This window comes from Antarctobacter sediminis (genome assembly GCF_019218285.1).
Taxonomy (GTDB): Bacteria; Pseudomonadota; Alphaproteobacteria; order Rhodobacterales; family Rhodobacteraceae; genus Antarctobacter; species Antarctobacter sediminis.
On record NZ_JAHUZG010000002.1, the window covers coordinates 192044 to 209625 of the forward strand.

Here is a 17582-nt window from a genome sequence, read left to right on the forward strand (position 1 = left end):
TGGCGCTCGCGCCTAAATTGTGCCATCTTTGCGCGGCACACTTTGGAACGGATTGTTCGCAAACACAGGCTCCTTTGACCCGGCCATGCAGCCCCCGGCCCATATTGCCCCGGCCCCGATGCCGCGCAGGAATGATCTTGGCACCCCCCTGCCGGGCCGACCCAAAGGTGTCCGGGCGCGGTTGCGGCGGTCGGCTGTCATGTCGGCCTCTGTCCTTGCGCCAAGGCTTGCCGCGGCGCATCTGGCCCGGCGCTATCTGACTGCCGATCAGGCCGTGATTGATGATCTGGCCCACAGGAAACACCGCTTTGGGATCGTTCCGCTTGGTGAAGACACGGCGATCCTGCGCATGGCCGCGCGCCACTTGCCGGACAATGGTCCCCGCGTTCTGGTCCTGCCCGGTCACGACGGGCATTTTCGCCAATTCACCCGCGTTGCCCGCGCCCTGCAAAAACGTGGCGGCGCCGTCGATATGCTGATCTTTCCCGGACATGCCCACAGGTCCAGCGGTCTGTGCAGCCTGCGCCACATGGTCGGGGCGATCCTGCGCGCCACCCGTCAGCAAGGCCCCTACAACGGCATCGTTGCCCATTGCGTTGGGTCCAACGCCTTGCTTCATGCTCTGGAGGAAGGCCAAAGTCTGGCGAACAGACTGGCGCTGATATCCGTTCCTTTGGACCTGCCGGCGCTGGTGCGCCTTGGCGGGCGACAATACGGTCTGAACGGGCGCTGTCTTGACCATTTTGTCCGGCATGTCGACGCCATCGGTGCGCCCTACGCGCTTGGTCACGACTGGCAGCCCCTTGCCCGTTCCCGCAGCGAAGGTTTGCTGATCGTGCAGGCGCGCAATGACTATGCCGCGCCGCTGGAAAACCTGCGCCCGCTGGCCGAGACTTGGCCCGGCGCGCGGCTGGAGGTGTTCGAACAAGGCGACCACAACGGTATCCTGAACGTAACCTCTGCCATACGCGCCATTGCCGAATTCATTGTACCCGGTGACTAAAGGACTCAGCCCTCGGCAAATGGGACCTCGCGCAACAGCATAGAAGCAAGACAGGCAACTACCGCCGCCGCCGCTGCCGCCCAGAAAATCGGGTGCAGCGCATCCGAGAACCCGTCCAGAACCCGGGCCTGCGTTTCCACAGGCAGGGCCTGCACCACACTGGTGCCCAGCGCGCCGATGCCCCCCGACACGCCACCCGGCAGCTCTCCGGCAAGGTTGCGCATCAAACCGGCGCTGAACATCGCGCCGAAAACCGCCGTTCCAAAAGACCCCCCGATCAGACGGAACATATTGGTCGAAGCCGTCCCGACCCCCATCATCGCCCGCGGCACCGCGTTCTGGATCGCGGCCACGCCGACGGCAAAGACCGGGCCAAGCCCCAGCCCGACCATCACCATGATCGCGCCGATGGCCCACAGTGCGCTACCGCCATCGATGCGCGACATGCCAACCAGCGCCACGGCCAACAGCCCCGTCGACAGCACCGGCATCAGCTTGTAATGCCCGGTGGCCGACATGATTTTGCCTGCGGCCATAGAGGACAGGATCAGCCCGCCCATCATCGGTACAAGGAACAGGCCAGAGGCCGTCGGACTGACCCCTTTCACCATTTGCAGAAACAGCGGCAAAAAGGTGATCGTGCCGAACATCCCCATACCGACCAGAAAACCCACGAGGTTGATGACAAGGAAGGTGTTGTTGGAAAACAGCGACAACGGCAGGATCGGCTCGGCAGCCCGCCGTTCGGTGATGACGAACCCCGCCAGCGCCAGCGCAAGCCCCATCACCAACCACGCCACCGGCAGGCTGGACCAGCCATAGCTGCCCGCCGTATTGGGCAACAGCACTACGCTGCCAAGGATTGCCGCCAGCAGCGCCGCACCAAGGTAGTCCACCGGCTTGTCCGACCGCGCGACCGGGTCCGGCAAGGCGCGGTTCAGCACGAAAAAGGCCACAACGCCCACCGGTAGGTTGACGAAAAAGATCCAGTGCCAGCCGATGCTCTGCACGATGGCCCCACCCAACAGCGGGCCGATCACCGTGGACACACCGAAGGCCGCGCCAAGAAAGCCCTGCGCCTTGCCCCGCTCGCGCGGCGGCATCAGGTCGCCCACGGCGGTCATGCAGGTCACGATCAGCCCTCCGCCGCCCAGCCCTTGAACCGCACGCCCGGCGATCACCATTTCCATCGAGTTCGCCGTGCCGCAGATCACGGCGCCAAGCACAAAGACAAGGATCCCGCCTTTGAGCACCACCTTGCGCCCGTAAAGGTCCGACAGCTTGCCAGCCACCGGCGCGCCGATTGTCGAGGCCATCAGATAGGCCGTGATCACCCATGTGATATGGTCCATACCGCCAAGATCGGCCACCATGATCGGCATGGCCGTCGATACAATGGTCTGACCGAGAGAGGCAAACAGCAGCGTCGCGGCAATCGCCGTCAGGGCAAGCCGCAATGTGGCCGGGTCGGTGGATGAAACGGCAGGGGAAACAGGGGATTCGACAAGAGACATGCAAATTTCCTTGAAACAGGGGCGGACGGCCCGTGCTCGGCGGATCCGGCGCGGGCAAGAGGATTGCAACGGGTCTGAACTGGGCCTAGATATGTGCCAGACGCAATTACATGTCAACAGCATGCATTTGCCACTTACATGCAATGATGCACATCGAGGGCCGCATGGGCGCACGGGATGACAAACTGAAAGAGCGGCTCGCCCGCGCCGGTGTCGGACACGATGTGGCCGAGGCCGCGCTGGACATTGACGCCATCCTTCAGTCGTGGCGGCGGCGGTTCACCAAAAGGGAACTGGGGCTGCGCGCCCTGGGCGATCTTGGGCTGGACATCGAGATGGCCGAGCTGGACGTGCTGATCGCCGTTCGCGCCCCGGTCAATGAGTTCGGTGAAGGATCGGGCGAGGAAACCATGGTCTCGACCGTGGCCAGCCGCCTTGCCATCGACCCATCCCGCGCCAGCCGCCTGACCAGCCAGTTGATCAAACGTGGGTTGCTGCGCCGCGCTGTCAGCCAGCAGGACGCACGCCGCGCCGTGCTGGAACTGACAGAGGCAGGGGAACGCGCGGTCGAGGCCGTCCGCAGTTACAAGTTCCTCGTTCTGGGGTCTTACCTCAAGGACTGGACGATGGAAGAAATCCAGACCTTCCTGCCGCTGCTTGAACGGTTTTCAGCGTGGTCGGAAAAGGCCGCCTGCCCCACGGGGCCGGTTGAGGACGAGGTTGCCAAACTGCGCGCGGCGCTGGCCGAAGACCTGAAAAACGGCTGACGCCGCCTGCGGGCCGCGCCAGATGCCCGCAAGCGCGGCAAATCCCCCTGCTTCGGTCCATCCGCGGGCAATTTTTCCTTGCCATGCCGCGAGTCCACCGCCTAGCCTGTGGTCCGACAACGGGAACGCGCGTTTTCTATGCCGCATCGAGGGCGCGCACCCCGCAGGCTGCTGCGGGGTATATTGGTAAGGCGGCGGGTCACAGACATATGAATATCACCTTTCTTCTGAATGGAGAGAGCGTGGAACTGACAGAGGTTTCGCCCACCGAAACACTGCTGGACTGGTTGCGCGAACGCCGGGGCCTGACCGGCACCAAGGAAGGCTGCAACGAAGGCGACTGCGGGGCCTGCACGGTCATGGTCACCGATGCGCGCGGCGCGCGGGCGCTAAACGCCTGTATCTTGTTCCTGCCACAACTCCACGGCAAGGCCGTCCGCACAGTCGAGGGACTGTCCGGTCCTGACGGCCAGATGCACCCGGTACAACAGGCGCTGGTCGAACATCACGGCAGCCAGTGCGGGTTCTGCACCCCCGGCTTCGCGGTTTCGATGGCCACGGCACATCTGAATGGCGACACCAATGCCAAGGATGCACTGGCGGGCAACCTGTGCCGCTGCACCGGTTATGCGCCGATCCTGCGCGCGGCCGATGCGGCCGCCAAGGTCCCGGTTCCCGCTTGGATGGCCACCGATGCGACCTATGCCAACGGCGAAACGCCAAAGGCCCCCACCTCTTTCACGCCGGAAACCTCCGATGATCTGGCCCGGCTTTACGCCGAGATGCCCAAGGCCACGCTTGTGGCCGGGGCGACAGATGTGGGCCTGTGGGTCACCAAACAATTGCGCGATCTCGGCCCCGTCATTTTCCTCAACCGGTGCGCCGACCTGCAAGAGATCGAGGAAACCGACAGCGAAATCCGCATCGGGGCCGGGGTCACGATGGATCGGGTCCATGAAGTGATGAAGACCCACGCGCCCTCCTATTCAGAGATGATCCGCCGCTATGGCTCGACGCAGGTGCGCAATGCCGCGACCATCGGCGGCAATATCGCCAATGGATCGCCCATCGGGGACAACCCGCCCGCCCTGATCGCGTTGGGGGCCAGTTTGCACCTCCGCAAGGGCAGCGAAAGGCGCAGCCTGCCGATCGAGGATTTCTTTCTGGATTATGGCAAACAGGACCGGGCCCCGGGCGAATTCGTCGAGGCTGTCAGCCTGCCCAAACCGATGGGCGGTCTAAAAGTCTTCAAGCTGTCAAAACGGTTCGATCAGGATATCTCCGCCGTTTGCGGGGCTTTCAACCTGAACATTGAGGACGGCCGGGTCTCTGCCGCGCGCATCGCCTTTGGCGGCATGGCCGGAACGCCGAAACGCGCAAGCAATGTCGAGGCCGCGCTGACCGGTCAGCCCTGGACCGAAGCCACATTGGCAGCCGTCGCGCCCGCCTGGGTACAGGATTTCAGCCCGATGACCGACATGCGCGCCAGTGCCGACTATCGCCTGACCGCCGCCCGAAACATGCTGCACCGTCTTTGGGCCGAGGATCAGGGGCAGGCCACCAGCGTTCTGGAGGTGCGGGCATGAGCGTTTCGAAACCCCTCCCGCATGATGCCGCAGCCCTTCATGTTACCGGCAAGGCGCGATATGTCGATGACATTCCGACCCCGGCGAACTGCCTGCATCTGGCCTTTGGCCTATCGCCCATTGCCGCCGGCAAGCTAACCGGACTTGATCTGTCGGCGGTGCGCGCGGCACCCGGCGTTGTCGCGGTCTGGACCCGTGCGGACCTGCCCTCGGACTGTGATTGTTCACCTTCGGCCCATGACGAACCGCTGCTTTGCGACGGGACGATCCATTATCTTGGCCAACCGCTGTTTCTGGTTGCCGCCGACAGCCACCTTGCCGCGCGCCGCGCCGTTCGGTTGGCCGGGATCGAAACCGAGGAAACGGCCCCGATTCTGACGATAGAACAGGCGTTGGCCGCCAATAGCCGGTTCGAGGAAGGCCCGCGCATCTGGGCGCGCGGCGATGCCGATTCCGCCATCGCCGCGGCCCCGCGCATCATCGAAGGCCGGATCGAGATGGGCGGACAAGAGCATTTCTATCTCGAAGGTCAGGCCGCGCTGGTGTTCCCGCAGGAAGACGGGGACATGCTGGTGCATTCCTCGACCCAGCACCCGACCGAGATCCAGCACAAGGTTGCGGACGCACTCGGCCTTGCAATGCACAACGTGCGGGTCGAAACCCGCCGCATGGGCGGCGGTTTCGGCGGGAAGGAAAGCCAGGGCAACGCTCCGGCGATCGCCTGCGCCGTTGCGGCATCGGCCACCGGGCGTCCGGCCAAGATGCGCTATGACCGCGACGATGACATGGTCATCACAGGCAAACGCCATGACTTCCGCATCGACTACCGCGTGGGTTTCGATGAAACCGGCGTGATCCAGGGCATCGCGTTCGAACAGTATACCCGCTGTGGATGGTCGCAGGATTTGTCTTTGCCGGTGGCGGACCGCGCCATGCTGCATTCGGACAATGCCTATTTCCTGCCCGACGTGCGGATCGAAAGCCACCGGCTGCGGACCAACATGTGCAGTGCCACCGCCTATCGCGGCTTTGGCGGGCCGCAGGGTGTCGTCGGTATCGAACGGGTGATCGATCATATCGCGCATGATCTGGGCCTTGATCCGCTGGAAGTGCGGCGGGTCAATTTTTACGATCCGATGGAGGGGGGCGCCGCCCCCCGCTCGGCCAAGCCGAGCCCCCCCGGAGGTATTTCGGCCAAGAAGAAGCCCAGGAATGTCACGCCCTACGGTCAGGTGGTGGAGGATTTCATCCTGCACGAGATGACCGATGCGCTGGTCACCTCCAGCGACTATGAGGCCCGGCGCGCGGCGGTGCGGGCCTGGAACGCCGCCAACCCGGTGTTGAAGAAGGGCATCGCCCTGACCCCGGTGAAATTCGGCATTTCGTTCACGCTAAGCCATCTCAACCAGGCGGGCGCCCTGGTGCATGTCTACCAGGATGGCTCGATCGCCATGAACCATGGCGGCACGGAGATGGGTCAGGGCTTGTTTCAAAAGGTGGCGCAGGTGGCGGCAACTGCCTTTGGCGTGCCGATAGAGACCGTCCGCATCACCGCCACCGACACCGCGAAAGTGCCCAACACATCGGCCACGGCGGCCTCGTCCGGGTCGGATCTGAACGGCGCGGCGGTGAAGATTGCCTGCGAGACGATCCGCGCCCGCATGGCGGAGCATCTGGCGCAGATGCACCAGTGCAAACCCGAAGAGGTGGTTTTCGACGCAGGTCGCGTGCGGGCCGGAGCCGAGGAGATGAGCTTTGCCGAAGCGGCGGCGCATTGTTACGCGGGACGGGTCAGCCTATCGGCCACGGGATTTTACAAAACGCCCAAGCTGAGCTGGGACCGGATCAGCGGCACCGGGCGGCCGTTCTATTATTTTGCCCATGGTGCCGCCTGCACCGAGGTGGTGGTCGACACGCTGACCGGCGAATACCGGATGCTGCGCACCGACATTCTGCATGACGCGGGCGCCTCGCTGAACCCTGCGCTGGATATCGGGCAGGTGGAAGGCGGGTTCATTCAGGGCGCGGGGTGGCTGACAACCGAGGAACTGGTCTGGGATGATCGGGGCCGTCTGCGCACACATGCGCCGTCGACCTACAAGATCCCGGCCTGCTCTGATGCGCCGGAGATCTTCAACGTGGCGCTTTGGGACGGGCGGAACCGCGAGGATACGGTCTATCGTTCGAAGGCGGTGGGCGAGCCACCTTTCATGCTGGGTGTATCGGCCCTGATGGCCCTCTCGGATGCTGTTTCGACCTGCGGACCCGGCTATCCGATGCTGGACGCCCCCGCCACGCCGGAACGGGTTCTGGCGGCGATCCGGCGGATGCAGTCATGAGCTTTGACATTGACGGCCTGCGCCGCGCGGTCGACCGCCATGGCCGCGTTGCGCGTGTCGTCGTCGCAAGCGTCGCCGGGTCGGCCCCGCGCGAAGTGGGGGCCGCGATGCTGGTCTGGGACGGCGGACAAACTGGCACCATCGGCGGCGGCACATTGGAGTTCGAGGCCGCGCAAATGGCCCGCCACCGTGACGGGCTGACCCGTCATGCCCTGGGTCCGGACCTTGGCCAATGCTGCGGCGGCGCGGTGACGCTGTTGACAGAGCATTTCGACGCCGCCGCCCTGCAGGCCATCGAAGGGCACGAGGTCATCGCGCGCGGAACGGGCGAGATGCCTCTTGCGGTTCACCGGCTGATCGACAGGGCGCGCGCGCGGGGAGAGATCCCCGCGCCGCAACTGGTGCAGGGCTGGATGGTGGAACCGGTCTTGCGCCCCGATTTCCCGATCTGGATCTGGGGGGCTGGCCACGTTGGCCGCGCGCTGGTTTCGGTACTGGCGCCCCTGCCCCGCCTTGCGCTGACATGGGTGGACACCGGTCCGGACCGCTTTCCCGCCGAGGTGCCCGGAAACACCACGGTTCTGCCGGCCCCCTTCCCCGAGCGTGCCATACCCCTGGCCCCGAAGGATGCCGCGCACCTGATCCTGACCTACAGCCACGAGATCGACTTTGCCCTGTGCCATGCGGCGCTGTCGCATGGGTTCGGCTTTTGCGGCCTGATCGGATCGGACACGAAATGGGCGCGTTTCCGCAAGCGATTGCAGTCGCTTGGCCACACCCGCGCCCAAATCGACGCCATTTGCTGCCCAATCGGGCAGAAAGCGCTGGGCAAACATCCGCAGGCCATTGCCATCAGTGTGGCCTCACAGATACTCAGCTTGCAGCAACAGAAGGAGCAAGCGTGGCAGACACCCTCCTCAGCCTCCAGGGTCTGACCAAGGTCTACCCCGGCGTGATCGCCAATGATGACGTGACCTTTGACATCGGTCGCGGCGAAATCCACGCGCTGCTTGGCGAAAACGGTGCCGGGAAATCGACGCTGGTCAAGATGATCTACGGGCTGAATGCGCCGGACAAAGGGCAGATGTTGCTGGATGGGGCACCTTTTGCCCCGTCCAAGCCATCCGAGGCCCGGCAGGCGGGCATCGCCATGGTGTTCCAGCATTTTTCGTTGTTCGACGCGCTGGACGTGGCGGAAAACGTCGCCCTGGGGATGGAAACACCGCCGCCCATGTCCGACCTTGCCCGCCAGATTCGCGAGGTTTCGGAAACCTATGGCCTGCCGCTGGACCCGTCGCGCACCGTCGGCACCCTGTCGGCGGGGGAACGTCAGCGGGTCGAGATCATTCGCTGTCTGCTGCAAAACCCGCGCCTGCTGATCATGGACGAACCCACCAGCGTGCTGACCCCGCAGGAGGTCGACATTCTGTTCGAAACCCTGCGCAAGCTGAAGGCTGAAGGCACTTCGATCCTCTACATCTCGCACAAGCTGGAAGAGATCCGCGCGCTTTGCGACACCGCGACGATCCTGCGGCTGGGCAAGAAAGTGGCCACCTGCACCCCGGCCGAAACCTCGGCCCGGCAACTGGCCGAAATGATGGTGGGAGCAAGCTTTGCCACACCAGAGGCCAAGGGCGGCAAGACGGGAGACGTGCTGCTGGCGGTCAAGGACCTGAGCCTGCCTGCGCCCGGCGCATTTGGCACCCCTTTGCGCGAGGTCAGCTTCGAGATCTGCGCCGGCGAAGTTCTGGGCATCGGCGGCGTCGCTGGCAATGGTCAGGACGAACTGCTGAGCGCGCTTTCGGGCGAACGGCTTGCCCCGGCAGGCAGCATTCACCTTGAGGGCAAGGACATCAGCCGCGCCGGTCCGGTCGCACGGCGGGGGCTTGGGCTATTGTCCGGCCCCGAGGAACGGCTGGGCCATGCCGCCGCCCCGGATATGAGCCTGATCGAAAACGGCGTGCTGACCGCTGCCCGCAGCGAAGGCATGCTGACGCGGGGCTTTATTTCCTGGGGCAAGGCCCGGCGTTTTGCCGAAGAGGTGATCGGTCATTTCGACGTGCGCACCCCCGGGCCGGGCACGGCGGCCCGCGCGCTGTCGGGCGGCAACCTGCAAAAATTCGTCGTCGGCCGCGAGATCCTGCAAGGCCCGCGGGTGCTTGTGCTGAATCAGCCCACGTGGGGGGTGGATGCGGCGGCGGCGGCCTTTATCCGTCAGTCCATCCTCGACCTTGCCGCCAAGGGCGGCGCCGTGGTTGTCATCAGTCAGGACCTTGACGAGTTGATGGAAGTCTCGGACCGCTTCGGGGCCCTGAACGAAGGCCGCCTGTCACCGACGCGCCCTGTCTCTAGTCTTGATATCGAACAGATCGGCCTGATGATGGGCGGCGCGCATGACATGGAGGTGGCGCATGTGGACGGCTGACCCCAACCCGGCGGCAAACCCTGCACCCGGAGCCTTGTCATGATCCGCCTTGAACGACGGCCCCAGCCTTCGCGCCTGTGGACCTACCTGACGCCGGTTCTTGCCGTGCTGTTGACCATGATCGTGGGCGGCGTTCTGTTTGCCTTTCTCGGGGCCAACCCGGTCGAGGCAATCCGCACGATTTTCTGGGATCCGATCTTCAACGCGCAATTCGCCGGGTTCACGCGTCCGCAATTGCTGGTCAAGGCGGGGCCGTTGATCCTGATCGCCATCGGCCTGTCGATCGGTTTCCGGGCCGGGATCTGGAACATCGGCGCCGAAGGCCAGTATATCATGGGCGCCATCTGTGGCGCGGCGGCGGGCCTTGCCTTTTACCCTTCGGACAGCATCCTGATCTTTCCGCTGATGATTGTTGCCGGGGCACTGGGCGGCTGGGCTTGGGCTATGATCCCCGCGGTGCTGAAAACGCGTTTCGGCACCAATGAGATCCTCGTTTCTCTGATGCTGGTCTATGTCGCCGAAACAATCCTTGGGTCGGTTTCGACCGGGCTTCTGCGCAACCCCGAAGGGCGCGGCTTTCCGGGGTCGCGCAATTTCAAACAATGGGATGCGGCCCACAACAGCGACCTGATCGCCAACACGGGCATGCACTGGGGCGTTGTCTTTGCCTTCATCGCGGTGATCGGGGCCTATGTTTTGTTGTCACGCCATATGCTGGGCTTCAACATCCGCCTGACCGGCGAAGCCCCCCGCGCGGCGCGTTTCTCGGGTGTGAACCCGGCGCGGATCGTGCTGATCTGCCTTGGTATCTCGGGGCTGCTCGCCGGCATGGCGGGACTGTTCGAGGCCACCGGCCCCGCCGGACAGATCAGCATCGACTTCAACTCGGGCTACGGATTCACGGCGATCATCGTCGCCTTCCTTGGCCGGTTGAACCCTATCGGCATCCTTTTGGCGGGGCTCCTGATGGCGCTGACCTATATCGGTGGAGAGCTGGCGCAGTTGATGCTGGGCCTGCCCGGCGCTTCGATCCAGCTGTTCCAGGGGATGCTGCTGTTCTTCCTGCTGGCGATGGATGTCTTCACCAATTTCCGCCTGCGCTGGTCAAAGAGAGAGATCGCCTGATGGACCTGAGCTCGATCAACCCGATCCTTCTCGTGGCCTCGATCATGGTGTCTGCCACGCCCATCCTGCTCGCCGCCATCGGCGAGATGGTGGTCGAAAAGTCCGGCGTTCTGAACCTTGGCGTCGAAGGGATGATGATCACAGGCGCGGTGGTGGGCTTTGCGATTGCGGTGAATTCCACCTCTCCGGCGCTGGGTTTTGTCGCGGCGGCCGCGGCAGCGGCGCTCTTGTCGCTCGCTTTTGCGCTGCTGACGCAGTTCCTGCTGTCCAATCAAGTGGCAACGGGGCTGGGCCTGACGCTGGTGGGGCTGGGCCTGTCCAGCCTGATCGGCAAACCCTACGAAGGCATGAAAAGCCCCACCCTGCCGAAACTCGACATCCCGGTCCTGTCCGACATTCCCGCGCTGGGCCGCATGTTCTTCAGCCATGACCTGATGGTCTATTTCAGCCTCGCGCTGGTCGTCGCGGTCTGGGCCTTTCTGAAATACACCCGCGCCGGGCTGATCCTGCGCGCCGTCGGCGAAAGCCACGACAGCGCCCATGCGCTGGGCTACAAGGTGGTCTACATCCGCGTTCTGGCAATCCTCTTTGGCGGCGCCTGCGCGGGCCTTGGCGGCGCCTATCTCAGCCTCGTGCGCGTGCCGCAATGGACCGAGGGCATGACCGCCGGCGCAGGCTGGATCGCACTGGCCATCGTGGTCTTTGCCTCGTGGCGGGCGGGCCGCGTCGCCATCGGCGCTTATCTGTTTGGCGGGGTCACGGTGTTGCAGCTGAACCTGCAAGCCGCAGGCGCGAACGTGCCGGTCGCGCTGCTCTCGGCCTCGCCCTATCTTGTCACGATCCTCGTGCTCGTGATCATCTCGGCCCGTGGGGCGCATGGCGCGCCCGCTTCGCTGGGCCGGCCCTTCCACGCCTCGCACTAGGGGCCAATACTTGAACCACCAACAGGGGAAATCCATGAAAAGAAGAACACTCCTCTCCACCGCCGCCCTTGCGCTGACCCTTGGCTTCGGCTCTGCCGCCGCGGCTCAGGATGTCACCGCGGGCTTCATCTACGTCGGCCCGGTGGGCGACGGCGGCTGGACCTATGAACACAACGAAGGACGTCTGGCCGTCGAAGAGCATTTTGGCGACAAGGTCAAAACGATCTTCCAGGAAAGCGTGCCGGAAGGTGCTGACGCCGAGCGCGCGATCACCCAGATGGCGCTGTCGGGTGCGGACATCATCTTTACCACCTCCTTCGGTTACATGGATCCGACCATCGCCGTGGCCGAAAAGTTCCCGAACGTAAAGTTCGAGCACGCCACCGGCTACAAGCGCGCCGACAACGTCAGCGTCTACTCGGCCCGTTTCTACGAAGGCCGCGCCATTCAGGGCCACATCGCGGGCAAGATGACCAAGACCAACAAGGTTGGCTACATTGCGTCCTACCCGATCCCCGAGGTCATCCGCGGCATCAACTCGGCCTATATCCACGCCAAGAAGGTGAACCCGGATGTCGAGTTCTCGATCATCTGGGCCTACACTTGGTTCGATCCGGCCAAGGAAGCCGACGCCGCCCGCGCCCTGATCGAAAACGGCGCCGACGTGATCCTTCAGCACACCGACTCGACCGCGCCGCAGGCCGCCGCCGCCGAGGCGGGCAATGTCATCACCTTCGGGCAAGCCTCGGACATGGGTGAATACGCGCCCATGCCGCGCGTTTCCTCGATCATCGACAACTGGGCGCCCTATTACATTGCGCGCGTTCAGGCGGTGATGGACGGAAGCTGGACCAGCAGTGACACCTGGGACGGCATCGGCCCGGGCATGGTCGGTATCGGTGAAATCTCGGACGCGGTCCCGGCAGAGGTCAAGGCCGAGGCACTGGCCATGAAAGACGCCATCGCCGCTGGGGATTATCACCCCTTCACCGGCCCGCTGAACAAGGCCGACGGCACGCCCTGGCTGGCGGATGGCGAAGTGGCCGATGACGGCACCCTGCTGGGCATGGATTTCTACGTCGAAGGCATCAACGCCGAGATCCCGCAGTAACCTACTATCCGGCACCCCTGTCCCATGTGGGACTCGGGCCATGGTTTCCCCCCGCGCCGAAAGGTGCGGGGGTTTTCAGTCAGGCAACAGGCCGACGGCACACGGCTTCAACAGCGGCCCAGGTCGCTCAGCGTCACATAGCCCCAGTCCTTCAACTGCGACACGACGTTTCCCACGGCACCTTCTTCGCGCGGGGAGGCAAGGCACCCTGAAACGGTGATCGTCACGCCATCCCGTACCAAGGTGACCCCCTTGGCAGAGGCCGCCAGAAAGGCCTGCATCGGGCCCACGTCCCGATAGGAAATCACGGCCACGCTTTCCAAATCGGACGCTTCGGCGTTCGAGATCAGCGTAAGCGTAGTCTTCCCCACTGTTTTGCCGACCACATAGACCAGTTGGTCCGAAAGGCTTGCGATATCGGCCACTTCGGGATCGGCCATGGACAGTTCGACAAAAGCCTTGTCGAAGAACAGGGCCAATGCCGTGGACACCTCAACTTCGACCGTGCGTTCGGGGGCGATGACCTTGAACCCGGCGTCTTGCGCGATTGCCGCGCCCCCGGCGGCCAGCAATAACAGGCCTCCCGCAGTCGCGGTTGCAAATCGTCCAAACATATCCTTGCCTCCTGAAATCAGGCCCAAGCGGACCAGCTGAAAAAAGACCCGGATGCCGCGTTGCAAAGAACGCACCGCCGCGGGGACAAAGACCTAGGACGCCCCTCTGCGGCGCGGTTGATCAACCGCCCCCAAAACGTTGCACCCCAGCGTGACCCGCAATGCGCCGATCAATTCGTCGACCGTCTCGGCCCGCACATAACGGCCGCCTGTCCGGTCTGCGAGGCAACGGGCAACCGTTGTGGCGGTCTGATCGTTCGGGTTGGACCAATCGAAATGATCGCTGCGCACCTTGAACCCGATTACATGCACCGTCAGCTCCGGCGCCATTGCGGCGATTTCGGCAGCCAGCGAACAGGGCGCACCGCCGCAGGTCTCCTTGCCATCGGTGACCAGCACGACAGTGCCCGGCTTGTTGATGTAATCCAGCGCCTCGGCCGCGCGGCGCACGCTTTCGGTCAGCGAAGTGCCCCCCGCCGGCCGCAACGCTTCGACATCGGCAAGGATGCGCGGCCCGGCCTGCCATTGCGGCGCAAAGCGTAGGTCCGTGTTGGCACAGGTCCGGTCTCCGGAAGGCCCGTAAATCACAAGGCCCAACCGCCGCACGGTCGAGATTGAGGGGATCACCCTTCGCATCGCGGCGCGCGCTTCGGAAATGCGCGGCACGCCGATTGCGTTGTAGCCGATTTCGGCCATGCTGCCCGACCCGTCAAAGACGATCATCGCGTCCTCGGTACAGCTTTGCCCTGCGCCGGTCGCCACCGGCGCAACAAACAGGGCGGCCAGACAGGCCATGGCGGGCAGTCGCGGGACAAGGTGCATCCGCGGGTCTCCTCTCGGTGACAGGATGGCAGGTGAAGGCCCGCCTGTCGAGAAATCCCGCCTCTGCCCCTACAAAGAGGCCGCGTCCACGCCCCGATATTCGCGGAACCGCTCGACCATCAGGCGGTATTCGGTCGGTATGTCACGCATCGACAACATGCCGATGGCCCTGCCCGCCTCATCCACAACCGGCAGATGGCGGAACCCGCCTTCGAACATCTTGGTCTGGGCGTCGGCAAGGCTGGCATCCCGCTGCACCGTCACGGGAGCCTGCGTCATGACCTCGGCGACCTGCGTCTCGGCGGTCTTGCGATCCCCCGAGATACAGCGCCGGATGACATCGCGTTCGCTCAGCACTCCAACGAGCTTGCCATTGTCCACAACGGCCAAGGCGCCAATGTCATGGGCGGTCAACAAGGCGCAGGCGGCCTTGACGGTTTCCTGCGGCGCAACGGAAATCAGCCCGCGCTCGTTCAGAAGATGCGCAATAGACTTGATAATCATGAAAGACCTCCATCGAAGAGTCCGGCATTGTAACAGTTTTATGACAATCACAGAGTAGGCATTTCCCGACCATTGCAGACAACTTGCGGACGCTTGGCCTGCCCGCCAGCCCGTGGCAGGGTGTCGCCATGACCCTGACCACGCTTTCGGGTGCCACGCCCGCCCGCTTCGCCTTTGGCTGCATGCAATTCGGCGGCCGCGCCACCGAGGCCGACGGCCGCGCCATGTTCGACGCCTGCCGCGCCGCCGGCATTGCGCATTTCGACACCGCCTATGTCTATACGGATGGCGAATCCGAACGCCTGCTGGGCCGGTTCGCCGCCGATGCGCGCGAAGATCTGTTCATCGCCACCAAGGCGAAATTCGCCGGCGGTGCCAGCCGCGACAACATCCGTGCCTCGCTGAACGAAAGCCGCAAGCGCCTGAACATGGAGGTGATCGACCTCTACTACATGCACCGATGGGACGGCGACACACCGCTGGAAGAGACTTTCGAGACACTGGCGCAGCTTCAGGCGCAAGGCGCCATCCGTTACATCGGCGTCTCCAACTATGCCGCATGGCAGGTAATGAAGGCACAGGCCGTGGCCGCGGGCCTTGGCACCCGGATCGACGTGATCCAGCCGATGTACAACCTCGTCAAACGTCAGGCAGAGGTCGAAATCCTGCCCATGTGCGCCTCTGAGGGCATCCTGCCCGTGCCCTATTCCCCCTTGGGCGGTGGCTTGCTGACCGGAAAATATGCCAAGGGCGGATCGGGACGCCTGACCGAGGATGCGATGTACAGCACTCGCTATGCCCGCCCGGAAATGCACACGGCGGCCGAGGCGCTGTCCGATCTGGCCCGGGAATTGGGCACCGATCCGGCCACGCTTGCCGTGGCATGGGTGGCCGCGCATCCTTCACGGCCCGCGCCGATCCTCTCGGCCCGGAACGCGGATCAGTTGCGTCCTTCGCTGGCGGGCATGTCCCATGCGCTGGAGGAGTCGCTTTACGCCCGGATCTCTTCGCTCAGCCCGACACCGCCGCCCGCAACCGACCGGCTGGAAGAGGTCTGACCCCGCCTCAGCGCCAATCGACCACCTCGTCCGGCGCGGCCCGTTCGGTGCGATAGCTGTGTACGGGGTGGTCCATATCGGCATAGCCCAGCGCGATGGCGCAAACCAGGTCGCGGTCCTCGGCGATCCCATAGCGCGCACGCACAAAGGGCGAAAACCCCGCCACCGCCGCCTGCGCGCAACTGGCCACGCCGCGCGCCTGCAAGGCCAGCAGGACCGCCATCACATAGGCCCCGCAATCCAGCACGCCATAGGTGCCAAGGTCACGCGGCGAAGTGATCAGCAGGCAGTTCGGCGCCCCGAACAGCCGGAAATTCTCCCGCGTCTGCCGCGCCGAAGCCTCGCGGTCGCCGCGCTGGATGCCCAGCGCACCATATAGCTGCCAGCCACAGGTGCTGCGCCGTTCTTTGTAGATGCCCGCGTAGCGCGCCGGAAACGGAATGTCGCTTTGGTGCTCGGCCTCGGGCGCATGGGCATAAAGCGCCTCGGCAAAGCGCGCGGTCTCCTCGGGCGACAGGGCAATGACCTGCCAGGGCTGGACGTTGTTCCAGCTCGCCACATGCTGTGCGTCCTGCAAGGCCTCTGCGATCACCGCCTGCGGCACCGGCGCTTCAAGGTACTTCCGGCAGGAAAACCGCGCCTTCAACAGCGCGGCAAATGTCTCGGCCTGGTTCATAGCAGCCCCCTTTCCGTCAATTCTTGCAGGATCTCCCTGTCATGCTGGCCCGGATCCGGCGCCGGTCCCGGCTGCACCACCCGCCCGTCAAACCGGGGCGCAGGCAAGGCGCTGTCCGGCACATGGCCCCGCGCCCCCATATGCGGATCGCGCGCCGCCGCCTCGGGGCTCAGCACCGGGGCCACGCAGGCGTCGCTGCCCTCGAACAGATCCACCCAGTGGGACAAGGGCCACGCGGCAAAGACCCCCTCCAGCCGCGCCACCTGCCCCGGCCATTGCGCCCTGACGAATTGCTCGGCAAGGACCGGATCCGTCTCCAGCCCCAGCTTTTCCAGGAACAGCGCATAGAACTGCGGCTCAAGGCATTGCACCGCCACATGTCCCCCGCATGCGCAACGATAACAACGCGACCAATGCGGCCCGTCCAACAAGGACTGCCCCCGCGCGCCGGTATCGAATTGCGCGCCCATCGACCGCAACAGCGCCATCATGTGTTGCGCCCCGTCGACGATCGCCGCATCCACCACCGTACCGCGCCCGCTCTCGCGCGCCCGCAAGATGCCCGCCAATATACCAACGGTCAGATAAAGCGCGCCGCCACCGATATCGCCCAGCAGGGTCGGCGGCACCCCGGGCACCGCACCGGGCAATCCGCCATAGAACAAGGCCCCCGACAGCCCCAGGTAATTCAGGTCATGCCCCGCCTGCCGCGCCCGCGGCCCTTCCTGCCCCCAGCCGGTCATCCGGCCATAGACCAGCCCCGGGTTCAGCGCCCGCGCCTCCTCGGGCCCCAGCCCCAGACGCTCCATCACCCCCGGGCGCATCCCTTCGATCAAGCCATCGGCGCTCCGGATCAGCGCCCGCGCCACCCGCAGGTCCGCCTCGGCCTTCAGGTCCAGCGAAATCGAACGCTTGCCCCGGTCCAAAAGCCGCGTCGCCCCTTTGGCCGGGTTGCCGCCGCCGCTCTTGCGCTGCACCAGGATCACCTCGGCCCCCAGATCCGCCAGATGCATGGCGGCAAATGGCGCCGGTCCCAGAGCCTCGAACTCGATGATGCGAATACCCGATAACATGGCTGTCCTCCCCGGCGCGAGTGAACCGCAAGCCCCGCGGAA

The 17582-nt window shown here is 64.6% G+C and carries 16 protein-coding genes; 10 read left to right on the forward strand and 6 right to left on the reverse strand.

What is annotated here, in order from left to right; all coding sequences use genetic code 11:
* The first annotated feature begins 52 nt into the window (after positions 1-52).
* Positions 53-1003, forward strand: a complete 951-nt coding sequence (locus KJP30_RS08635) for an alpha/beta fold hydrolase (RefSeq protein ID WP_218448639.1) — start codon at positions 53-55, stop codon at positions 1001-1003.
* Between the two features lie 5 nt (positions 1004-1008).
* Here KJP30_RS08635 and KJP30_RS08640 read toward each other — a convergent pair whose 3' ends face one another.
* Positions 1009-2517: an MDR family MFS transporter gene (locus KJP30_RS08640; protein ID WP_218448640.1), complete on the reverse strand. Its 1509-nt coding sequence runs from the start codon at positions 2515-2517 to the stop codon at positions 1009-1011.
* Positions 2518-2660: 143 nt separating this feature from the next.
* Between KJP30_RS08640 and KJP30_RS08645 the strand changes: the two genes are divergently transcribed.
* The 8 genes from KJP30_RS08645 to KJP30_RS08680 all read left to right on the forward strand — a co-directional run bounded on the left by KJP30_RS08645 (position 2661) and on the right by KJP30_RS08680 (position 12793).
* Positions 2661-3284 carry a MarR family winged helix-turn-helix transcriptional regulator gene (locus tag KJP30_RS08645; protein ID WP_246594450.1) on the forward strand — a complete coding sequence of 208 codons (624 nt, stop codon included), beginning with the start codon at positions 2661-2663 and terminating at the stop codon, positions 3282-3284.
* A gap of 209 nt (positions 3285-3493) precedes the next feature.
* Entirely contained in the window at positions 3494-4870 is a 1377-nt protein-coding gene (xdhA, locus tag KJP30_RS08650) for a xanthine dehydrogenase small subunit (RefSeq protein ID WP_218448641.1), read from the forward strand.
* A complete protein-coding gene (gene xdhB, locus KJP30_RS08655; protein ID WP_218448642.1) occupies positions 4867-7209 on the forward strand; it encodes a xanthine dehydrogenase molybdopterin binding subunit in 2343 nt (780 codons plus the stop codon). The genes xdhA and xdhB overlap by 4 nt, the downstream gene beginning before the upstream one ends.
* Positions 7206-8144 carry a xanthine dehydrogenase accessory protein XdhC gene (gene xdhC, locus KJP30_RS08660; RefSeq protein WP_218448643.1) on the forward strand — a complete coding sequence of 313 codons (939 nt, stop codon included), beginning with the start codon at positions 7206-7208 and terminating at the stop codon, positions 8142-8144. Before xdhB ends, xdhC begins: the two co-directional genes overlap by 4 nt.
* Positions 8111-9634 carry an ABC transporter ATP-binding protein gene (locus tag KJP30_RS08665; protein ID WP_218448644.1) on the forward strand — a complete coding sequence of 508 codons (1524 nt, stop codon included), beginning with the start codon at positions 8111-8113 and terminating at the stop codon, positions 9632-9634. Before xdhC ends, KJP30_RS08665 begins: the two co-directional genes overlap by 34 nt.
* A 39-nt stretch (positions 9635-9673) precedes the next feature.
* The gene (locus KJP30_RS08670) at positions 9674-10759 is read left to right on the forward strand and encodes an ABC transporter permease (protein WP_218448645.1); all 1086 of its coding nucleotides are present in this window, start codon (positions 9674-9676) and stop codon (positions 10757-10759) included.
* Positions 10759-11682 carry an ABC transporter permease gene (locus KJP30_RS08675; protein WP_218448646.1) on the forward strand — a complete coding sequence of 308 codons (924 nt, stop codon included), beginning with the start codon at positions 10759-10761 and terminating at the stop codon, positions 11680-11682. The genes KJP30_RS08670 and KJP30_RS08675 overlap by 1 nt, the downstream gene beginning before the upstream one ends.
* A gap of 34 nt (positions 11683-11716) precedes the next feature.
* Complete coding sequence (locus KJP30_RS08680; RefSeq protein WP_218448647.1) at positions 11717-12793, forward strand: BMP family ABC transporter substrate-binding protein; 1077 nt, start codon at positions 11717-11719, stop codon at positions 12791-12793.
* Between the two features lie 107 nt (positions 12794-12900).
* Here the strand turns inward: KJP30_RS08680 and KJP30_RS08685 are convergent, their stop codons facing one another.
* The 3 genes from KJP30_RS08685 to KJP30_RS08695 all read right to left on the reverse strand — a co-directional run bounded on the left by KJP30_RS08685 (position 12901) and on the right by KJP30_RS08695 (position 14733).
* On the reverse strand, positions 12901-13407 hold the full coding sequence (locus tag KJP30_RS08685; RefSeq protein WP_218448648.1) for a pilus assembly protein N-terminal domain-containing protein: 507 nt from the start codon (positions 13405-13407) through the stop codon (positions 12901-12903).
* Positions 13408-13500: 93 nt separating this feature from the next.
* Positions 13501-14229 carry a vWA domain-containing protein gene (locus tag KJP30_RS08690; RefSeq protein WP_224874081.1) on the reverse strand — a complete coding sequence of 243 codons (729 nt, stop codon included), beginning with the start codon at positions 14227-14229 and terminating at the stop codon, positions 13501-13503.
* A 69-nt stretch (positions 14230-14298) separates the two neighbouring features.
* Positions 14299-14733, reverse strand: coding sequence for a CBS domain-containing protein (locus KJP30_RS08695; RefSeq protein WP_218448649.1), 435 nt, complete (start codon positions 14731-14733; stop codon positions 14299-14301).
* A 128-nt stretch (positions 14734-14861) separates the two neighbouring features.
* Between KJP30_RS08695 and KJP30_RS08700 the strand changes: the two genes are divergently transcribed.
* Positions 14862-15791 carry an aldo/keto reductase gene (locus KJP30_RS08700; RefSeq protein WP_218450095.1) on the forward strand — a complete coding sequence of 310 codons (930 nt, stop codon included), beginning with the start codon at positions 14862-14864 and terminating at the stop codon, positions 15789-15791.
* 7 nt (positions 15792-15798) lie between these two features.
* On the opposite strand, the gene KJP30_RS08705 is transcribed toward KJP30_RS08700, so the two are convergent.
* Together KJP30_RS08705 and KJP30_RS08710 are read right to left on the reverse strand one after the other, a co-directional pair.
* A complete protein-coding gene (locus tag KJP30_RS08705) occupies positions 15799-16467 on the reverse strand; it encodes a nitroreductase (RefSeq protein ID WP_218448650.1) in 669 nt (222 codons plus the stop codon).
* Positions 16464-17540 carry a CaiB/BaiF CoA transferase family protein gene (locus KJP30_RS08710; protein WP_218448651.1) on the reverse strand — a complete coding sequence of 359 codons (1077 nt, stop codon included), beginning with the start codon at positions 17538-17540 and terminating at the stop codon, positions 16464-16466. The genes KJP30_RS08705 and KJP30_RS08710 overlap by 4 nt, the downstream gene beginning before the upstream one ends.
* Positions 17541-17582: the final 42 nt, after the last annotated feature.